Source organism: Acinetobacter sp. CE-15 (assembly GCF_051059255.1).
GTDB classification, from domain to species: Bacteria; Pseudomonadota; Gammaproteobacteria; order Pseudomonadales; family Moraxellaceae; genus Acinetobacter; species Acinetobacter guillouiae.
The window spans coordinates 508700-524360 of sequence record NZ_CP192737.1; the positions used below are offsets into that span (position 1 = coordinate 508700).

General features: G+C 38.5%; 21 protein-coding genes. 10 read left to right on the top strand and 11 right to left on the bottom strand.

The features are described from left to right. Positions 1–61 precede the first annotated feature (61 nt). The 3 genes from ACQ7EO_RS02405 to ACQ7EO_RS02415 all read right to left on the bottom strand — a co-directional run bounded on the left by ACQ7EO_RS02405 (position 62) and on the right by ACQ7EO_RS02415 (position 2278). Positions 62–637, bottom strand: a complete 576-nt coding sequence (locus ACQ7EO_RS02405) for a xanthine phosphoribosyltransferase (protein WP_004725796.1) — start codon at positions 635–637, stop codon at positions 62–64. 103 nt (positions 638–740) lie between these two features. Next, positions 741–1445, bottom strand: coding sequence for a DUF3108 domain-containing protein (locus tag ACQ7EO_RS02410; protein ID WP_209827967.1), 705 nt, complete (start codon positions 1443–1445; stop codon positions 741–743). Between the two features lie 152 nt (positions 1446–1597). Beyond that, a complete protein-coding gene (locus ACQ7EO_RS02415) occupies positions 1598–2278 on the bottom strand; it encodes a hypothetical protein (RefSeq protein ID WP_239044831.1) in 681 nt (226 codons plus the stop codon). Between the two features lie 232 nt (positions 2279–2510). Here ACQ7EO_RS02415 and ACQ7EO_RS02420 point away from each other — a divergent pair, with 232 nt between their 5' ends. Beyond that, entirely contained in the window at positions 2511–3392 is an 882-nt protein-coding gene (locus ACQ7EO_RS02420) for an energy transducer TonB (protein ID WP_434278798.1), read from the top strand. An 87-nt stretch (positions 3393–3479) separates the two neighbouring features. Here ACQ7EO_RS02420 and ACQ7EO_RS02425 read toward each other — a convergent pair whose 3' ends face one another. From ACQ7EO_RS02425 to radC, 3 genes are all read right to left on the bottom strand, one after another. Further along, the gene (locus tag ACQ7EO_RS02425) at positions 3480–3764 is read right to left on the bottom strand and encodes an antibiotic biosynthesis monooxygenase family protein (RefSeq protein ID WP_303577403.1); all 285 of its coding nucleotides are present in this window, start codon (positions 3762–3764) and stop codon (positions 3480–3482) included. A 65-nt stretch (positions 3765–3829) separates the two neighbouring features. Next, the gene (locus ACQ7EO_RS02430; protein ID WP_004725806.1) at positions 3830–4741 is read right to left on the bottom strand and encodes a bestrophin family protein; all 912 of its coding nucleotides are present in this window, start codon (positions 4739–4741) and stop codon (positions 3830–3832) included. A gap of 37 nt (positions 4742–4778) precedes the next feature. Then, positions 4779–5501 (bottom strand): RadC family protein, encoded by a 723-nt coding sequence (radC, locus tag ACQ7EO_RS02435; RefSeq protein WP_004725808.1) that lies wholly within the window; start codon positions 5499–5501, stop codon positions 4779–4781. Positions 5502–5615: 114 nt separating this feature from the next. Between radC and coaBC the strand changes: the two genes are divergently transcribed. The 6 genes from coaBC (at position 5616) to ACQ7EO_RS02465 (ending at position 9991) form a co-directional block, all read left to right on the top strand. Further along, complete coding sequence (coaBC, locus tag ACQ7EO_RS02440; protein WP_004816940.1) at positions 5616–6881, top strand: bifunctional phosphopantothenoylcysteine decarboxylase/phosphopantothenate--cysteine ligase CoaBC; 1266 nt, start codon at positions 5616–5618, stop codon at positions 6879–6881. 162 nt (positions 6882–7043) lie between these two features. Further along, positions 7044–7418: a cytochrome b562 gene (locus ACQ7EO_RS02445; protein WP_004725812.1), complete on the top strand. Its 375-nt coding sequence runs from the start codon at positions 7044–7046 to the stop codon at positions 7416–7418. Positions 7419–7580: 162 nt separating this feature from the next. Continuing rightward, entirely contained in the window at positions 7581–8420 is an 840-nt protein-coding gene (locus tag ACQ7EO_RS02450) for a bifunctional transcriptional activator/DNA repair enzyme AdaA (protein ID WP_151957008.1), read from the top strand. Beyond that, entirely contained in the window at positions 8407–9144 is a 738-nt protein-coding gene (locus tag ACQ7EO_RS02455; RefSeq protein WP_434278800.1) for a 2OG-Fe(II) oxygenase, read from the top strand. Before ACQ7EO_RS02450 ends, ACQ7EO_RS02455 begins: the two co-directional genes overlap by 14 nt. Positions 9145–9147: 3 nt before the next feature. Further along, positions 9148–9393: an Ada metal-binding domain-containing protein gene (locus ACQ7EO_RS02460; protein ID WP_244016007.1), complete on the top strand. Its 246-nt coding sequence runs from the start codon at positions 9148–9150 to the stop codon at positions 9391–9393. Then, entirely contained in the window at positions 9380–9991 is a 612-nt protein-coding gene (locus tag ACQ7EO_RS02465; RefSeq protein ID WP_434278802.1) for an alpha-ketoglutarate-dependent dioxygenase AlkB family protein, read from the top strand. The genes ACQ7EO_RS02460 and ACQ7EO_RS02465 overlap by 14 nt, the downstream gene beginning before the upstream one ends. Here ACQ7EO_RS02465 and ACQ7EO_RS02470 read toward each other — a convergent pair. The 5 genes from ACQ7EO_RS02470 to rsgA form a co-directional block, all read right to left on the bottom strand. Continuing rightward, a complete protein-coding gene (locus ACQ7EO_RS02470; RefSeq protein ID WP_434278803.1) occupies positions 9986–10465 on the bottom strand; it encodes a DUF4184 family protein in 480 nt (159 codons plus the stop codon). The genes ACQ7EO_RS02465 and ACQ7EO_RS02470 overlap by 6 nt on opposite strands. Before the next feature lie 139 nt (positions 10466–10604). Then, complete coding sequence (secB, locus tag ACQ7EO_RS02475) at positions 10605–11063, bottom strand: protein-export chaperone SecB (protein WP_004725824.1); 459 nt, start codon at positions 11061–11063, stop codon at positions 10605–10607. A 48-nt stretch (positions 11064–11111) separates the two neighbouring features. Further along, positions 11112–11369, bottom strand: coding sequence for a glutaredoxin 3 (gene grxC, locus ACQ7EO_RS02480; protein ID WP_004725827.1), 258 nt, complete (start codon positions 11367–11369; stop codon positions 11112–11114). 16 nt (positions 11370–11385) lie between these two features. Next, positions 11386–11796 (bottom strand): rhodanese-like domain-containing protein, encoded by a 411-nt coding sequence (locus tag ACQ7EO_RS02485; protein WP_004725828.1) that lies wholly within the window; start codon positions 11794–11796, stop codon positions 11386–11388. Between the two features lie 91 nt (positions 11797–11887). Continuing rightward, positions 11888–12946 (bottom strand): small ribosomal subunit biogenesis GTPase RsgA, encoded by a 1059-nt coding sequence (gene rsgA / locus ACQ7EO_RS02490; RefSeq protein WP_004725830.1) that lies wholly within the window; start codon positions 12944–12946, stop codon positions 11888–11890. A gap of 122 nt (positions 12947–13068) precedes the next feature. On the opposite strand from rsgA, the gene orn reads away from it, so the two are divergent. The 3 genes from orn (at position 13069) to ACQ7EO_RS02505 (ending at position 15536) form a co-directional block, all read left to right on the top strand. Further along, on the top strand, positions 13069–13626 hold the full coding sequence (gene orn / locus ACQ7EO_RS02495) for an oligoribonuclease (RefSeq protein WP_004725833.1): 558 nt from the start codon (positions 13069–13071) through the stop codon (positions 13624–13626). A 211-nt stretch (positions 13627–13837) separates the two neighbouring features. Continuing rightward, entirely contained in the window at positions 13838–14572 is a 735-nt protein-coding gene (locus ACQ7EO_RS02500; RefSeq protein WP_004816949.1) for a Bax inhibitor-1/YccA family protein, read from the top strand. 160 nt (positions 14573–14732) lie between these two features. Continuing rightward, the gene (locus ACQ7EO_RS02505) at positions 14733–15536 is read left to right on the top strand and encodes an enoyl-ACP reductase FabI (protein WP_004725837.1); all 804 of its coding nucleotides are present in this window, start codon (positions 14733–14735) and stop codon (positions 15534–15536) included. The last annotated feature ends 125 nt before the right edge of the window (positions 15537–15661 follow it).

Consider the following 15661-nt stretch of genomic DNA (forward strand, 5'->3'; position numbering starts at 1 on the left):
AAGCAAAAAAAAGAGCGCCTAAGGCACTCTTTTTAATGAAAACTTTTGAAGTAAGACCAGCTTATTCTTCTACAAAGCTAACCGTACCGTTTGCCAAAGATTCAACACGTGCCAAAGATTCAACACGGTAGCCTTTATCTAATAACAATTGACGGCCTGGTTGGAAAGATTTTTCAATCACAATCCCAATACCCACAACTTCTGCATCCGCTTGATGAATCAAGTCAGCAAGACCTAAAGCGGCTTGACCATTCGCTAAGAAATCATCAATAACCAAAGCTTTATCCCCTTTGCTAATATGTTTCTTAGAAATCGCAATGGTGCTTTCAATTTGCTTGGTAAAAGAGAATACTTTTGAACGATATAAATCATCTTTAAGGGTTAAAGACTGATATTTACGTGCAAAAATAACAGGTACACCAAGTTCCAAACCAGCCATCACAGCAGGCGCAATGCCTGATGCTTCAATTGTGATGATTTTGGTAATGCCTGCATCTTTAAAAAGACGAGCAAACTCTTGACCGATGAGCTGCATCATCACAGGGTCAATTTGGTGATTTAAGAAAGAATCGACTTTCAGAACTTGATCAGATAGAACGATACCTTCAGCTAAGATTTTCTGTTCTAGTGCGTGCACAGGGAGAATCCTCTAGAGGCAAGGTGCTTTTTAAAGCAAAGGCGTATTTTAAAAAGCACTAAAAAAAATGCAAGCTGAAATTGATCAAAAGGTGAAAAATGTCTTACTTTTTGTAACTGGTCAAGGTTAGGTTATAAGATGTTTTACCATCAACATGTGACATTTTCACGGGTAAATAGTCTAATTGAGGTGCTAACCAGAAAATTGAACTCTTTTCACCATTGTCATGGGTGAGTACAACTTTGACCGTGTTATAGGTTCCCGCAGGGGTTTTAATTGACTCTGTGCCTTGTTTAACAAAGCGACGCGCATCTAAACCTTTTGCATCTGCAATCAAATAACTTGATTTTAGACCAGCACCTTTTAAGTCTTCACGTACTTGTAATTCAGCATTTAACTCATCTAAAGCACCAGCTTTCCATGGGAAAGAACGTGCCTGATCTTTTTTCTTGGTGTTAATGGTTTTGTTGCTTGGATTAAAGTTAATGGTCATGGTGTCATTATGTACCAACACTTTACTGGTACGACTAAAACTACTTGAATTAATTTGACCATTGGTAAAGCTAAAACGGCTTGTTTCGCTTGCAGAAGCAATTGCCGCTGCTTTTGCTGCAAATACATAGGTCCAGTTATTGCCACTTTGACTCAATGTACGAGTCGCAGTACCTAAGTTTTTACCATTATAGGCAAACTGGTAACTTGCTTGGAACGGACTCATGGCAAGAGCATTGCTTGAAAATCCAACCAATAACATTGCAGTTGAAACACCAGTTGCCATACTTAATGTTTTAAATAACGTTTTTGCCATCATTAAATGTCCTATGCATTTAAAAGTATTTTTGGATATGACACCTATTATGCGGTGTAATTAAAGAGAAAATATCCACTTTATTGCTAATCCTGTGAATTTATGTATACATTTTGATTGCGATAACTTGAAATCTAATCTGCAATTTAGACTTAACTCTTTTGCTCAATCGGTGTAACTTCAGTTTCAAGATAATCATCTTCGTCCCAGTCTGGGTCTTTATCTTCTCTAAATTTACTCAATAAAGCGGTTAGGTTTACATTACCAATCACCACCAACTCAGTTTCACGTAATTCTGCATGATTCACATGGACTTTGTTTAATGTGTCCATAATAGAACGATTTTTTCCTAACCAACGATTCAGGTCTAAATGAAGTAATTCATCTTTTACGGTAATGACATTAAATTTTTCTAGGATCATCCCCAAAGGATCTTTTTTCAGTACTTTCTGATAGAAGAATAAAGCAGTATTTACGCCCATCTTATACCAAACACTGGGATAGCTGGCTTCGATCACTTGGGTGTTGCTGATTTGTTCAAAAACAATCAACTGCATATCTTTGTTGAGTTCCATTTGAACTAACTTAAGATCAACCGAAAGAACCAAATGCATGCCTTTGACATTGAGTGTGGCATAAAGTTTTAGCCAATCATCATGAAGGTCGGCATGTAAATCTTCTAAAATTTTGACGTTGTCGGTGACAAAACGTTTAAAGGTCGCATTTAAAAATACTTGTGATACTGGAAACTCGCGTTCTTCTTCTATAAAACCTTCTGCTTTTTGGTATACTTGTCGAATACGTTTAACAATGTTAGAAAGTAGCGTCGGCATAAGTATTGTCCCAAATCATCATCATTTTTTAAGGCGATAAACTTGTCGATTATTAAAAAAATACAAGTCTAACGATTGCAGTTTAACAAAAAACATTGCACCATTTTGAGTGTTTTAAAATTACGTTTTTACTTTTACTAAATAAGTCACAAAGTTTGTGAATAATGTAAAGTTAAACTTATTTTAATAAATTTTAAATTTGGCGATTGGGGAATTTTGTCGGATTAATGTCATGATAAAAAAATTATTTGCCAATACACAGCATTCTGAGTACTGGTGGCAAGACGCATTATTTGTTGGAGCTGTTTCTGCAGCTGTCATTACACATGTACTTTTTTTATCTGTTCAATTTGGAATGCCACAAGAAAATAATACCAGCACAAAAGAAATCGCAATCAGTATTCGCCCAAGTGAAGATGAAATTAAAGATGCAGACTTTTTAGCGCAAGCAAATCAGCAAGGTTCTGGAACATTCCGTAAAGAGCATCGTATTTCAAGTGATATGCCAGCGCAAGCAGAAGACAAGAGTGCGGGTGATCAGCAACTCGAAGCTTTAGAGCAAATACAGCAAAAACGAGAATTGAAATTCGAAGAAAAAGTATTAATGACGGTTCTTAGCTGGCAAAAGCAGGCGGAACAAAACGATCGTAAAAAGGCCATGGAAGAGTTGCAGAGCCAGATGCAGGCTAAAACGGCAATGGTGGCGAGTTTAGAAGCTCAATATTTACAGAAACAACAAAATTTTAGTAAACAACAAAAAATTAAAACATTAGATGGTATTCAAGCCAAACAAGATGCATCTGCTGGATATTTAGATAAATTTCGCGAAAAAGTTGAGATGTATGGAAACCGATATTACCCAGATCTTGCCAAACAGCAGCGTCTTTCGGGTGAGGTCCGTTTAATGGTCATTCTCAATAATGAGGGTGGGATTCGTGCTATACGATTGATTGAAAGCTCAGGCCATTCAATCCTCGATGAAGCTGCCAAAAACTCAGTGCGTAAAGGGGCACCTTTTGGACGTTTTGATTCAAAAATGAAAGATATTTCTGAACTGCGGATTGTACGTACTTGGCGTTTTGACCCAGCTGAATCTGAATTTGAAGTGCGCTAGAAACTGAACCAGATCGAATGGGATTATCTTGATTCTATTTTTTAGTATCTACCTTCATAAATAGACCGATTTTTAAGTGATCTAGTGCTAATAGCTTTTTTGAATTTGGCAAATCTCAACACTAAATTTTTTATACCACTGCTGTTTACCAATTCGTTGAGCTGCTTGATGTTCTGCATCTTTATGCCAAGCCTGGATATCTGCAAGTGTATTCCAATAAGAAAGTGCAATTTCAAAATCATTTTCACAAAGAGACTCAAATTTTTGACAGTTAAACTGGCTTAATGCTTTCTCTCGTAAAAGTTGTGCAGTTTGAAAATACTGTTGATCAAGCGTATTGATCTGTGCCTTAAAGATAACCACATATTTCATTTTCAGTGCTCGGCCTTTACTTTAACTTCTCTTTAAAAAGGGCAATAAAATCAGAAACTGATGTATTAAAGTAAATTGTGATCATGGGCTTGAATCGGTGGAGGAGTCGGTTTCCCTAGAGTTCCCAATAATTCAATTTCAATCATTCTCACCATCGAATCTAAAGGTAAATCATTACTTTGTGTACCAAAAGGTTCTTCTATCTCGGTACTTAACGCATCTAGCCCCAGAAAAGTATAGGCTAAAATACCCACCAGCAAAGGTGTTGCTAAACCCAGTAATGAACCTAAGCTAAAGGGCAACATAAAGCAGAAAAAATAGACCGTACGATTTAATAAAACTGAATAAGCAAAAGGCAAAGGTGTGGTTGCAATACGGTCACAGCCGGTTTGTACCAAACTGAGCTCATTCACATGTTCATTTAATTGGGTATAGATAATGTCGGAAATTTCACCTTCTTTGAGCGCTTGCATCAATTCCCATTGGATCAAACTCAGCGTGTATTGCGGCGCATTGGTTTGTTGATACAACTGTGTTAGTGCCTGTTGACTCATACCACTGGTTTCCACCAGCGCATCTGGATTTGCGGTTTGATGTCTCAGACGATCTCTTAATAAGTTTGCAAATACAATCACATGTTGAATGATCCGTTCACGACGCCCTTGAGGGAATATACGACAATCACGGTCAAAGTGACGCGCATTGGCGATCAGCATTCCCCAAAGTTTACGCGCTTCCCACCAACGGTCATAACAGGCGGTATTTTTAAAGCCTAGAAAAATAGAAAGCACCACACCAATCAGGGTAAAGCCAACCAAGGGTAATTCAGGAAAACGATATAAATTGGTATACTCAATGCCACCTACAATTGCAGAAATCAGCATCACAAAACCAAGCGGTGGCAGCACTTTGGGTAAAATCGTACCACGCCAAGAGAGTAATATTTTAAGGGTATCGTTTTGATCGCGGACAATCATACTTTTAAATCTATATTTTTTAGTGATCTTCACCGCTTCAAAGGTGCTTGTCAATCACATTTGTAGGGAAAGTTTTGGGTTTGATGAGTCCGTGTTCAGCAAAGGAGTAGCTTTGCTCAGCAGCAATGATCATATGATCCAATAATTCTATTTCAAGCAGTTGACAGGCTTTTAATATTTCTTGAGTTAAATCGTAATCTTCACGTGAAGGTTTGGCAAAACCTTTAGGGTGATTATGAGCAATAACGATAAAAGTCGCATGTTTTTGTATGACATATCGTAATAATTGATTGATGGAAATATTGCAGTAATTGATTGAACCATAAAATAGTTTTTTAAAACTCAATTTACGTAACTGGCTGTCTAAACACAGTACGGCAAAGACTTCTTGAGATTCTCCGATCAATTCATAACGTAAATAATCTCGGATTAAATCAGAACGACTTAAGTCTAAACCTTGATTTAGTTGATGTTTCAAGTAACGCCGTCCCAGTTCTTTCACTGCCATCAGTTGTGAATACTTGCTTTCGCCAATGCCATGAAACTGTTTTAAATCATCTAAAGACGAATCAAATACAGCATTTAAATGACCAAAATGTTGAATGAGCAAGCGCGCTAATTCAACAGCGGAGTGTTGTTTTGAGCCTGAGCGTAGAAAAATCGCAAGTAATTCTGCATCAGATAAGCTGTGCGCCCCTTGTAAGAGTAATCTTTCACGTGGACGTTCTTGTTCAGGCCATTGTTTGATTGAATGATTCATTATTTTTCACATTTTAAAATTATTTTACTTCTGATTTTTCTCCCTTGAATGACTTGGGAGATAGACTATTTAATGATATTGTGAGCGCCACTGCAACTGAAAGGTAGCCTGATAGTGAGTTTTGATCTCAGTGTATTTTCTAATAAAAATATTATCCTCGCTGTAACAGGCGGTATTGCCGCCTATAAAAGTGCAATCCTGGTACGCCGTTTAAAGGATTATGGCTTTAATGTACGCGTGGTAATGACCAAAGGTGCACAGGCATTTATTACCCCTTTAACTTTTCAGGCCTTATCAGGCAATCCAGTTCATACCGAATTATTAGATCCTGAAGCAGAAGCAGGAATGGGGCATATTGAATTGGCGCGTTGGGCTGATTTAATTTTAGTTGCTCCTGCAAGTTGTGACACCATTGCAAAGTTTGCCGCGGGTTTGGCTGATGACTTGCTCAGTACTTTGTATTTGGCAACCAAAGCACCTGTTTGGGTTGCGCCTGCAATGAATCAGCAAATGTGGGCAGCTAAGCCGACACAACGTAATCTGAATACCTTAGTTGAAGATGGCGTACATGTGATTATGCCTGAAGCGGGTTCACAAGCTTGTGGTGATGTCGGTTTAGGGCGTATGCCTGAACCTGAAGATTTAGCTGAACAAGTTAAAAACTACTTCCATCAAGCACAACGTGCGATTGCTGAGAAGTTTGGCTTGCTTGCTGGAAAACGTGTTGTGATTACTGCGGGACCAACACGTGAAGCGATTGATCCTGTACGTTATATTTCCAATCACAGTACAGGGAAAATGGGCTTTGCTATTGCGGCAGCCTGTTATTCAGCAGGGGCAAAAGTGACGCTATTGGCTGGTCCAGTCAGTTTAGATACCCCGAATGGTGTGCGTCGTATCAATGTTTCTTCTGCAATAAAAATGCTTGATGAAAGCATGCATCAGCTTGAGGAAGGCTGTGACGTGTTTATTGCAACTGCGGCTGTCGCTGACTATCGTGTGGCAGAAGTTGCAGAACATAAGATCAAGAAAGCGGGTGATGAGCTGAATGTTTCATTGGTAAAAAACCCCGATATTGTGGCGACCATTGCGCAACAGTCAAAGCGCCCATTTATGGTGGGTTTTGCGGCAGAAACCCGTAATGTAGAGGAATATGCAGCAGGAAAACTCGTTGCCAAAAAACTCGATATGATTGCCTGCAATGATGTCTCGCGTGCTGATATTGGTTTTGCTTCTGATCAAAATGCGATGACCGTGTTTTTTGCAGAACAGTACCAGATGGAAAAGCGTGATTTAGAAAAAGCCTCGAAACAAGAGATTGCACAACAATTGGTTGAAGCGATCCACGATGCCTTACACCATGAGATTGAACCAATTTAAGCCTTTCTCTGATTATTTCTGAATATAAAAATGCAACGAATTCGTTGCATTTTTATTTGCTATTTTTTGTGCTTTTAAACTATGTTTAATCTTGGAAATGGACAATAGCCACAATGGGCTTTTTTACACCCAACAATAGCCACAGTTTTAAGGAAGATCATAATGATCAAAAAAACTTTAGCCACCGTCATGATGATTTCTGCTTTAGGTTTCAGCTCAATGACTTTTGCTGCAACGCTACAACAAAATATGCAGGCATTAGGTAAAAACTATAAAGCATTTAATCAAACCAATAATGCCGCTGAAGCAAATAAAGCTTTAGATAATATGCGTGCTGCTGCAACGGACGCTAAAAAAGTCAAACTTAAAGGTCGTGGTGATGCCAGTGCTCCGACTTCGACTCAGTTATATGATCAATTGATTGCGCAAATTGATAAGACTCAAGCGCTAGTCAAAGGCGGTCATTTAGATCATGCCAAAATGGAAGGCAAGAAAATTGCTGAAATACGTGATCAAGGGCATAAGATCTATCAGTAATCGATTCATTTGAAAGCACAAAGCCGTTAGTTTTAATGACTAACGGTTTTTTATTGTGAGGAGATTTTTAAACGATATTGAATCACTAAACTCAGCATGATTCGGATTTGCTCATTGCATAACAACTGTTAAGTTAGATGTAGAAAAGTGAGGAGAAATGCGATGCAACAGCACCATCAGTTTGAACGTATTGCAAAAGCCATTGAATACATTAAACACAATTTTAAAGCACAACCGAATTTAGATGAGGTGGCTGCGCATATTCATTTAAGCCCTGCACATTTTCAACGTTTATTTACAGAATGGGCTGGAACCAGTCCGAAGAAGTTCTTGCAATATATTAGTATTGAACATGCAAAAAACTTGTTAAAACAAGAGCATTCGGTATTTGATGCGACTTATGACACAGGACTATCGAGCACCAGTCGTTTGCATGATCTATTTATACAAATTGAAGGGATGACACCTGCTGAATACAAAAGTGGTGGGGAAAACTTAACCATCCACTACCAGTATGCTGAAACACGCTTTGGAATGGTTTTAGTGGCTTCAACAGCCAAAGGGATTTGCTTTATGTCTTTTGTGGAGCATGAGCAAGATGCCTATAGCGCACTCGTTGAAAAATTTCCTAAAGCAAGATTTTATCAGCAAGCAGATGCCTTGCATGAACATGCTTTGGCCATTTTCTCATCTGAACAAAAACCATGGAGCCAAATTAAGCTGCATCTAAAAGGTACTGATTTTCAGCTTAAAGTTTGGGAAAGTTTGCTTAAAATCCCGATGGGACAATTGGCGACCTATGCAGACCTTGCAGAACAGATTGGAAATCCAAAAGCTTCCCGTGCAGTCGGTACTGCGATTGGCAATAATCCAGTGGCTTTTTTAATTCCATGTCATCGTGTGATTCAAGCGACAGGTGTTTTAGGTGAATATCATTGGGGTAAAACACGTAAAGCCGCTATGATTGGCTGGGAAGGTGTGCAAGTACATGCCAGCGTTTAATTCACAACAAGCAACAGCGTTGCTCAATAAAATTGAGGGTTTAGATTGGGAGTCAATCCATGCTCAGATGCATACACAAGGCTACTCAATCCTTAAAGACTTTTTATCTGATGAATTGTGTGAGTTGATCAAAAGTCATTATAACCATCAACAACTGTATCGAAAAACCGTCACTATGCAGCAACATCGTTTTGGATATGGCGAGTATAAATATTTTAATTATCCACTACCAAACTTGCTTCAACAGCTTCGAACTCAGTTTTATCCGTATCTGGTTCCTATCGCCAATGCTTGGTCTGATGCTTTAAAGTTGGATCGACAATATCCAGATTCACATCTTGAATTTTTACAACAATGCCAACAAGTGGGTCAAAATAAGGCCACTGTTTTGATTTTGCACTATCAACAAGATGGTTTTAATACCTTACATCAAGATCTATATGGCGAGGTCTATTTTCCGATCCAAATGGTATTTATTCTTAGTCAAGCCAATAGCGATTTTACCGGTGGTGAGTTGGTGTTGACTGAGCAAGTACCACGAGCACAGTCAAAAGCCATTGTTTTACAACCTGATCAAGGGGATGTGTTAATTTTTACCACGCAGTTTAGACCCAAGAAAAGCACTCATGGCTATTATCGAGTCAATATGAAGCATGCTGTCAGTCAGGTGCGTACAGGGGAGCGTTATACATTGGGGATTATTTTTCATGATGCTGTGAGTTAAATGATGATTAAACATGATGACATTGAGCGCTTGGCGTTATATCGAAAAATCAGGAATGTTGAAATTTTATTTGCAGGCAACCAAAAGCTAAAAATTTATGGACGTTTAAACTGTGGTTCGGGCAAGCGTATGTTAAAAGCCAATCGGGTGTTCTTTAGTAGTGAAGCCGAAGCCTTGGCATTGCAATTTCGCCCGTGTGGACATTGTATGAAATCAGCCTATGTGAAATGGAAAAATGCAACAACTTGAGTTTCTAACTGATCCCCATGAGAACTTGCTTCCACAAGATGGAACAGTGAATTATTTCGGAAAAATCATGGATGAAGCCATCGCCAATGATTATTTTGAGCAATTGCTAACCCATATTGAATGGAAAAATGACCAAGCGATTATTTTTGGCAAAAAGATTATCACTAAACGGAAAGTGGCTTGGTATGGAGATCGCGCTTTTGAATACACTTATTCAAATAGCTCCAAATATGCCTTGCCATGGACTGAAGAATTACTCGAACTGAAACAACAGATTGAAATGATCACGGGTGAAGCATTTAATTCTTGTTTGCTGAATCTTTACCATACCGGTGAAGAGGGTATGGCATGGCACAGTGATGGTGAAACAGATCTAAAAAAGAATGGTGCAATTGCATCTTTAAGCCTAGGCGCGGTTCGAAAATTTGCCTTTAAACATAAAAATAGCCAAGAAAAGATTGAGGTTTTTCTCGAAAATGGCAGTTTGCTGGTCATGAAAGACACCACACAAACATATTGGTTGCACCGCTTAGCCCCAACAAAGAAAGTGCATACAGCTCGGATTAATCTAACCTTTAGAACAATTGATGAATCATGATTTTTCTTCACGGATAAGCCAAACAATTGCGGCAAAAATAAAATTGATTAAACTCCCATAAAAAATAAAATTGTAGGGAATCATGTTGAGTAAAACTTGAGAATAACTCAGTGGATAAAAGGGATACATATCTGCATGCATCAAGGCATCTAAAAAAATATGACTAAAACTACCGATCAAGGCACTGACTGTCGCCACTTGCCATGTGATCTGCCAGTCTGCTTGTTTAAATAAGTTGCGTAAACAAAACTCACTCATCACTTTACCTATGGGGACTGCAAGCAAAGCAATCAACAAAGCACCAAGTAAATTATGGGTATATAAATGGAGTGTGGTCCAGCCTCGAATGATGCCAATTAGAGGTTCTATATCCATCAAAACCTGAACACCAGAGAAAATTAACAAGCTAAATTTTTTATTTGCAATAGCTTTACAGCTTGCGCCTAAGCCCAAATGTAAGGGAGTAAATGGCATTGTTATTGTTCATGCTTATTATGATGTTTAAATTATAAAAAATTGCATCACACACAGTTGTGAAGTTTGGGTGATTTTTATCTGATCAAATATAAAAAAGACCGCATAGTGCGGTCTTTTAAACTTAATTATTGAGAAATTAAGCTTGGCCTTCAGCAGCAGCGCCTTGGGCACGTTCCATATTTGCTTCAAACTCTGCATCAAAATTGATTGGCGTAAGAAGTAATTGAGGGAAGCTACCTTTCGTTACAAGATCATTAACTGCTTCACGCAAGAATGGGAACAAAATGTTCGGGCAGTAAGCACCTAAGATGTATGGAAGACGGTCTTCTTCAATACCATCAATCAAGAAAATACCTGATTGTGTTACATCGACGATAAATGCTGTATCGCCTGCATTGTTCGCTTGCACAACAACTTTTAAAGACACTTCAAAGTGGGTTGCATCCACTTTTTCAGCAGCAGAAGACAAATTGATGTTTAATTCAGGTTGCCATTCTTTGGTAAAAACTTGAGCCCCAGGTACTTCAAAAGAAATGTCTTTTGTATAAATACGTTCTAAAGCAAGTTGTGGTTGAGCTTGTTGTTCTTCACTCATTCTTTATTCCTTAAATTTTAAGAAGTGATTCATTAATTAAGTTGTGGATTAACCAAGTAACTCATCGAGTTTGCCGGCTTTTTCTAAAGCATAAAGCTGGTCAAAACCACCGATAAATTCATTATTAATAAAAATTTGTGGCACTGTACGGTGTCGAGTTTTCTGGATCAGCTCAGTCTTAACTTCAGGTGCTTCTTCATCGAGATTGATTTCGGTAAAAGCAACACCTTTACGCTCAAGTAGAGATTTCGCACGTACACAGTATGGGCAAAAAGTTGTTGAATATACTTTTACTTCAGCAGTCATGTTGAGCTCCTTAAGCCTATTTTTTAGCTTTAACTAATGGCAAGCCTTGGGCTTTCCAGTTACTGATACCACCATCAAGACGATAGCTGTCTGCATGGCCGACTTGTTGTAAAGCACTTCCTGCAACTTGACCTAAGTTACAGATAAATACTAAAGGACGGTCAGCAGTTTTTAACTCTTCAATGTGACTGGCAATTTGACTATATGGAATGTTGCGACTGCCACTCACATGACCTTCACGGAAATCTTTAGCATCGCGTAAATCAATCAACATCGCATTTTTAGCCTTGACTAAAATACCAAGTGATTGTGGTGAAATCTTACGACCACTGCGTTGTCCTTCAAAAATAAAGAACAAGATCGCCAGTACCCCTAAAATACCAAATAAGAAGGGGTGATTCCCCATAAACTCAAACCAACGTTCCACAAGTCACCTAATTACAATCAAAAATTGCGTCGAGTATAGCGTATATATATGGTGATCAAAATCACCGCTTCAAGGTTCTCAAAGAAGAAATTTAATTTTTTTGTTGCGCATCAGTGATTTCTTCAATTAAACGTAAATAACTTTCATGTCGTCTGGCTAGAATTTCACCATTTTCTACCGCTTTTTTAATTGCGCACTGTTTCTCATGTGTGTGGGTGCAATTACGATATTGGCAATGTCCAATCAAGTTAGAGATTTCAGGAAAGCCTGCATCAATCTTTTCTAGGCTCAAATGCCAAAGCCCAAATTCACGGATGCCGGGCGAGTCAATCAAAGCACCATTTTCACCAAAACGAATCAAACGGGTAGAGGTGGTTGTATGTTGTCCGAGTGCTGAGTTTTCAGAAATAATATTGGTCTTCTGTTCTGCATCAGGAACGATGACATTAATCAGGGTGCTTTTGCCGACACCTGATTGCCCAACGAAAGCAACGGTTTCGTTGTCGAGTCGTTGCTTTAATTCGCTAATATCACCTTCAGACTGAGTGATCAGTACTTCATAGCCCAAGTCTTGATATTCTTTAATGAGATCTAAAATAGGATCATTTTCTTTGAGTAAATCTGATTTGTTTAACACCAAAAGGACTGGAATATCCGCATCCGCACATGCCACCAAATAGCGATCAATCAGCGTGGGTGCTGGCTCAGGCAGAGTTGCAAAGACAATGACGATTAAACTGATATTGGCTGCGACAGGTTTAACTTTATGATAACGATCGGGACGCGTTAACAATGAAGTCCTTGGATGAATGGCAGTGATGATGCCTAAACCTGTATTTGGATCTGCTTGCCACTGAACTTTGTCGCCTGTCACTAACAGCTCTAAATTGGTTCGTGTATGACAGCGCCAGACACTGCCTAATTCAATCGGTTTCCAAAAGGGTTCTGGATCACCTTCATTGACGATGGGTTTTTGCGGATGTTGAGTAGGAACAGAAAGGGCTTGTACTTCGAGTTGTCGTCCATAATGCTGAACAACAAGACCTTCAAGGTCATTGGAAGTGTCGATTTCTTCTTGACGTGTTTTATGTTGTTTCTGAATGCGGCGTTGCTGCTGTTCAGTTAAACGACGTTTACGAATTAAAGCCATTCATATCCTAAAAACCTTAAAAATGAGAAGGCAAAAATACCATGACAGGCGAATGAATTACAGCGAAGATGCAAGAAATTTGCTACTATTCATTTTTTATTGGCCTAATAAGATTGCACTATATGAGCAGCACTCCGGATACCCGCTTAATTTGGATCGACCTAGAGATGACAGGTTTAGATACAGATAATGACAAGATCATTGAAATTGCGACAATTGTAACAGATGATCATTTGAACATTTTGGCGGAAGGGCCTGTGCTTGCAGTGCATCAATCAGATGTTATCCTCAATGCAATGGATGAGTGGAACACCAAACAACACGGTCAGTCAGGGCTGATTGAACGAGTACGTCGTAGTAAACTCACAGCACAAGATGCAGAGCAGCAAACCTTAGAATTTTTGAAGAAATGGATTAATCCTAAAACTTCACCAATGTGTGGTAATTCAATCTGCCAAGATCGCCGTTTTATGCACCGTTTAATGCCTGAGCTTGAACAATTCTTCCATTATCGTAATTTGGACGTGTCTTCTGTGAAAGAATTAGCAAAACGCTGGAGACCTGAAATTATGAGCGGTCTAAAGAAAAATGCTTCACATTTGGCAATGGATGATATCCGCGATTCGATTGCTGAACTTAAATATTATCGTCAGTATTTCTTTATTGCCAATCAAGATTAATCATCTGAGTGGTTAAATCTCATTACATATCAGATTGAAACAAGAGGCTTTTTAGCCTCTTTTTTTGCTATGCATTTTGGTTTTTTAAGCTATACTAAAGCTGATGTCCTCTGACAACTCGTTACAAAAAATAGCAAGCAGTTCAAATTGTTTGCATAAAAAACGTTTTAATATCCTTATATATATTTGAATTATTACAAAGAGATTGACTATGCAAAGTAATAACCCAATTTTAACGCGTGCGGAAACGTATGCAGATTATGAACAGCCAATGACCGTACAAGGCGCAATTCAAAAATCAGTTTTATTGACTGTTATTGCGGCCATACTCGGTGTTGGAATTTTTTTCTATAGCTTTACCACAATGAATGTTGGAATTGCCTATGCTGCCGCAATGGTCGGTGCAATTGGCGGTTTGATTCTTGGATTGGTTGCTACATTTAAGCCGAATACAGCACGTGTTTTAGCTATTCCTTATGCATTCTTTGAAGGTGCATTTTTGGGTGGTGTTTCAGTGATCTTCCAACTGAAGTTTCCGGGCGTACCATTACAAGCACTTTTAGCTACATTTATCACAACTTTAGTGATGTTTGGTTTATATAAATTCCAAATTATTCGTGCAACTGAAAAATTTAAATCTATTGTGATTTCAGCATCTATCGCAATTGCATTGGTTTTTGTGGTGCAGTTTATTATGCGTTTGGCTTTTGGTTCAAGTATTCCATTCTTATTTGAAAGCAGTATTTTAGGTATTGGTTTTGCTGCATTTGTTGCAGTGATCGCATCATTGAACCTGATTCTTGATTTCGATTTGATTGAGTCTGCTGCAGCACAACGTGCACCTAAAGCTTATGAATGGTTATGTGGTATCGCTTTGTTGGCAACATTGGTATGGATGTACTATTCATTCTTACGTTTATTGAGCTTGTTGCAAGGTGATGATTAATCATTCCCTTTATATAGATTGATAGATTTGAAAAGGCGCACTCGATTCAGTGCGCTTTTTTTATGTTTTTAGTAAACTTTTAAAAAAAGATGCATTATGCAATTTAGTTATGGGTCAAGACTTGGCATTATGCTTACAAAATTGATCAGGTGAGAATTTCATGGCACAAGGACTATTGGCAGGTAAACGCTTTTTAATCGCGGGTATTGCAAGTAAATTATCCATTGCATTTGGTATTGCTCAGGCATTACATCGTGAAGGTGCAGAACTCGCATTTACTTATCCAAACGATAAACTAAAAAAACGTGTAGATGATTTTGCAGAACAATTCGGTTCTACTTTAGTTTTCCCTTGTGATGTTGCTGTGGATGCTGAAATTGACCATGCATTTGCTGAATTAGCAAAGCATTGGGATGGTTTGGATGGTGTTGTACATTCAATCGGCTTTGCACCTGCGCATACACTTGATGGTGATTTCACGGACGTTACAGATCGTGAAGGTTTTAAAATTGCCCATGACATCAGTGCTTATAGTTTTGTTGCTATGGCACGTGCAGCAAAACCTTTATTGTTGGCTCGCCAAGGCTGTTTATTGACTTTAACTTACCAAGGTTCAGAGTCTGTTATGCCAAACTATAATGTTATGGGTATGGCGAAAGCATCTTTGGAAGCAGGGGTACGTTATTTAGCATCAAGCTTAGGTGCTGAAGGTATCCGTGTAAATGCAATTTCAGCAGGTCCAATCCGTACTTTAGCGGCATCTGGGATTAAATCTTTCCGTAAAATGTTAGATGCTAATGAAAAAATTGCACCGTTAAAACGTAATGTTACGATTGAAGACGTTGGTAATGCAGCCTTATTCCTATGCTCACCTTGGGCAAATGGGATCACTGGTGAAATTCTGTATGTCGATGCTGGTTTTAATACGGTCGGTATGAGCCAATCAATGATGGATAGCGAATAAAGTTAAGTTTATTTAACTAGTTGAATTCAAGACATAAACCTCAATATTTAAACGTGAATATTGAGGTTTTTTACAAATTTTAAAAAATTAACCGATCAATAAACTAGGATTCAATCGTTTTTTTT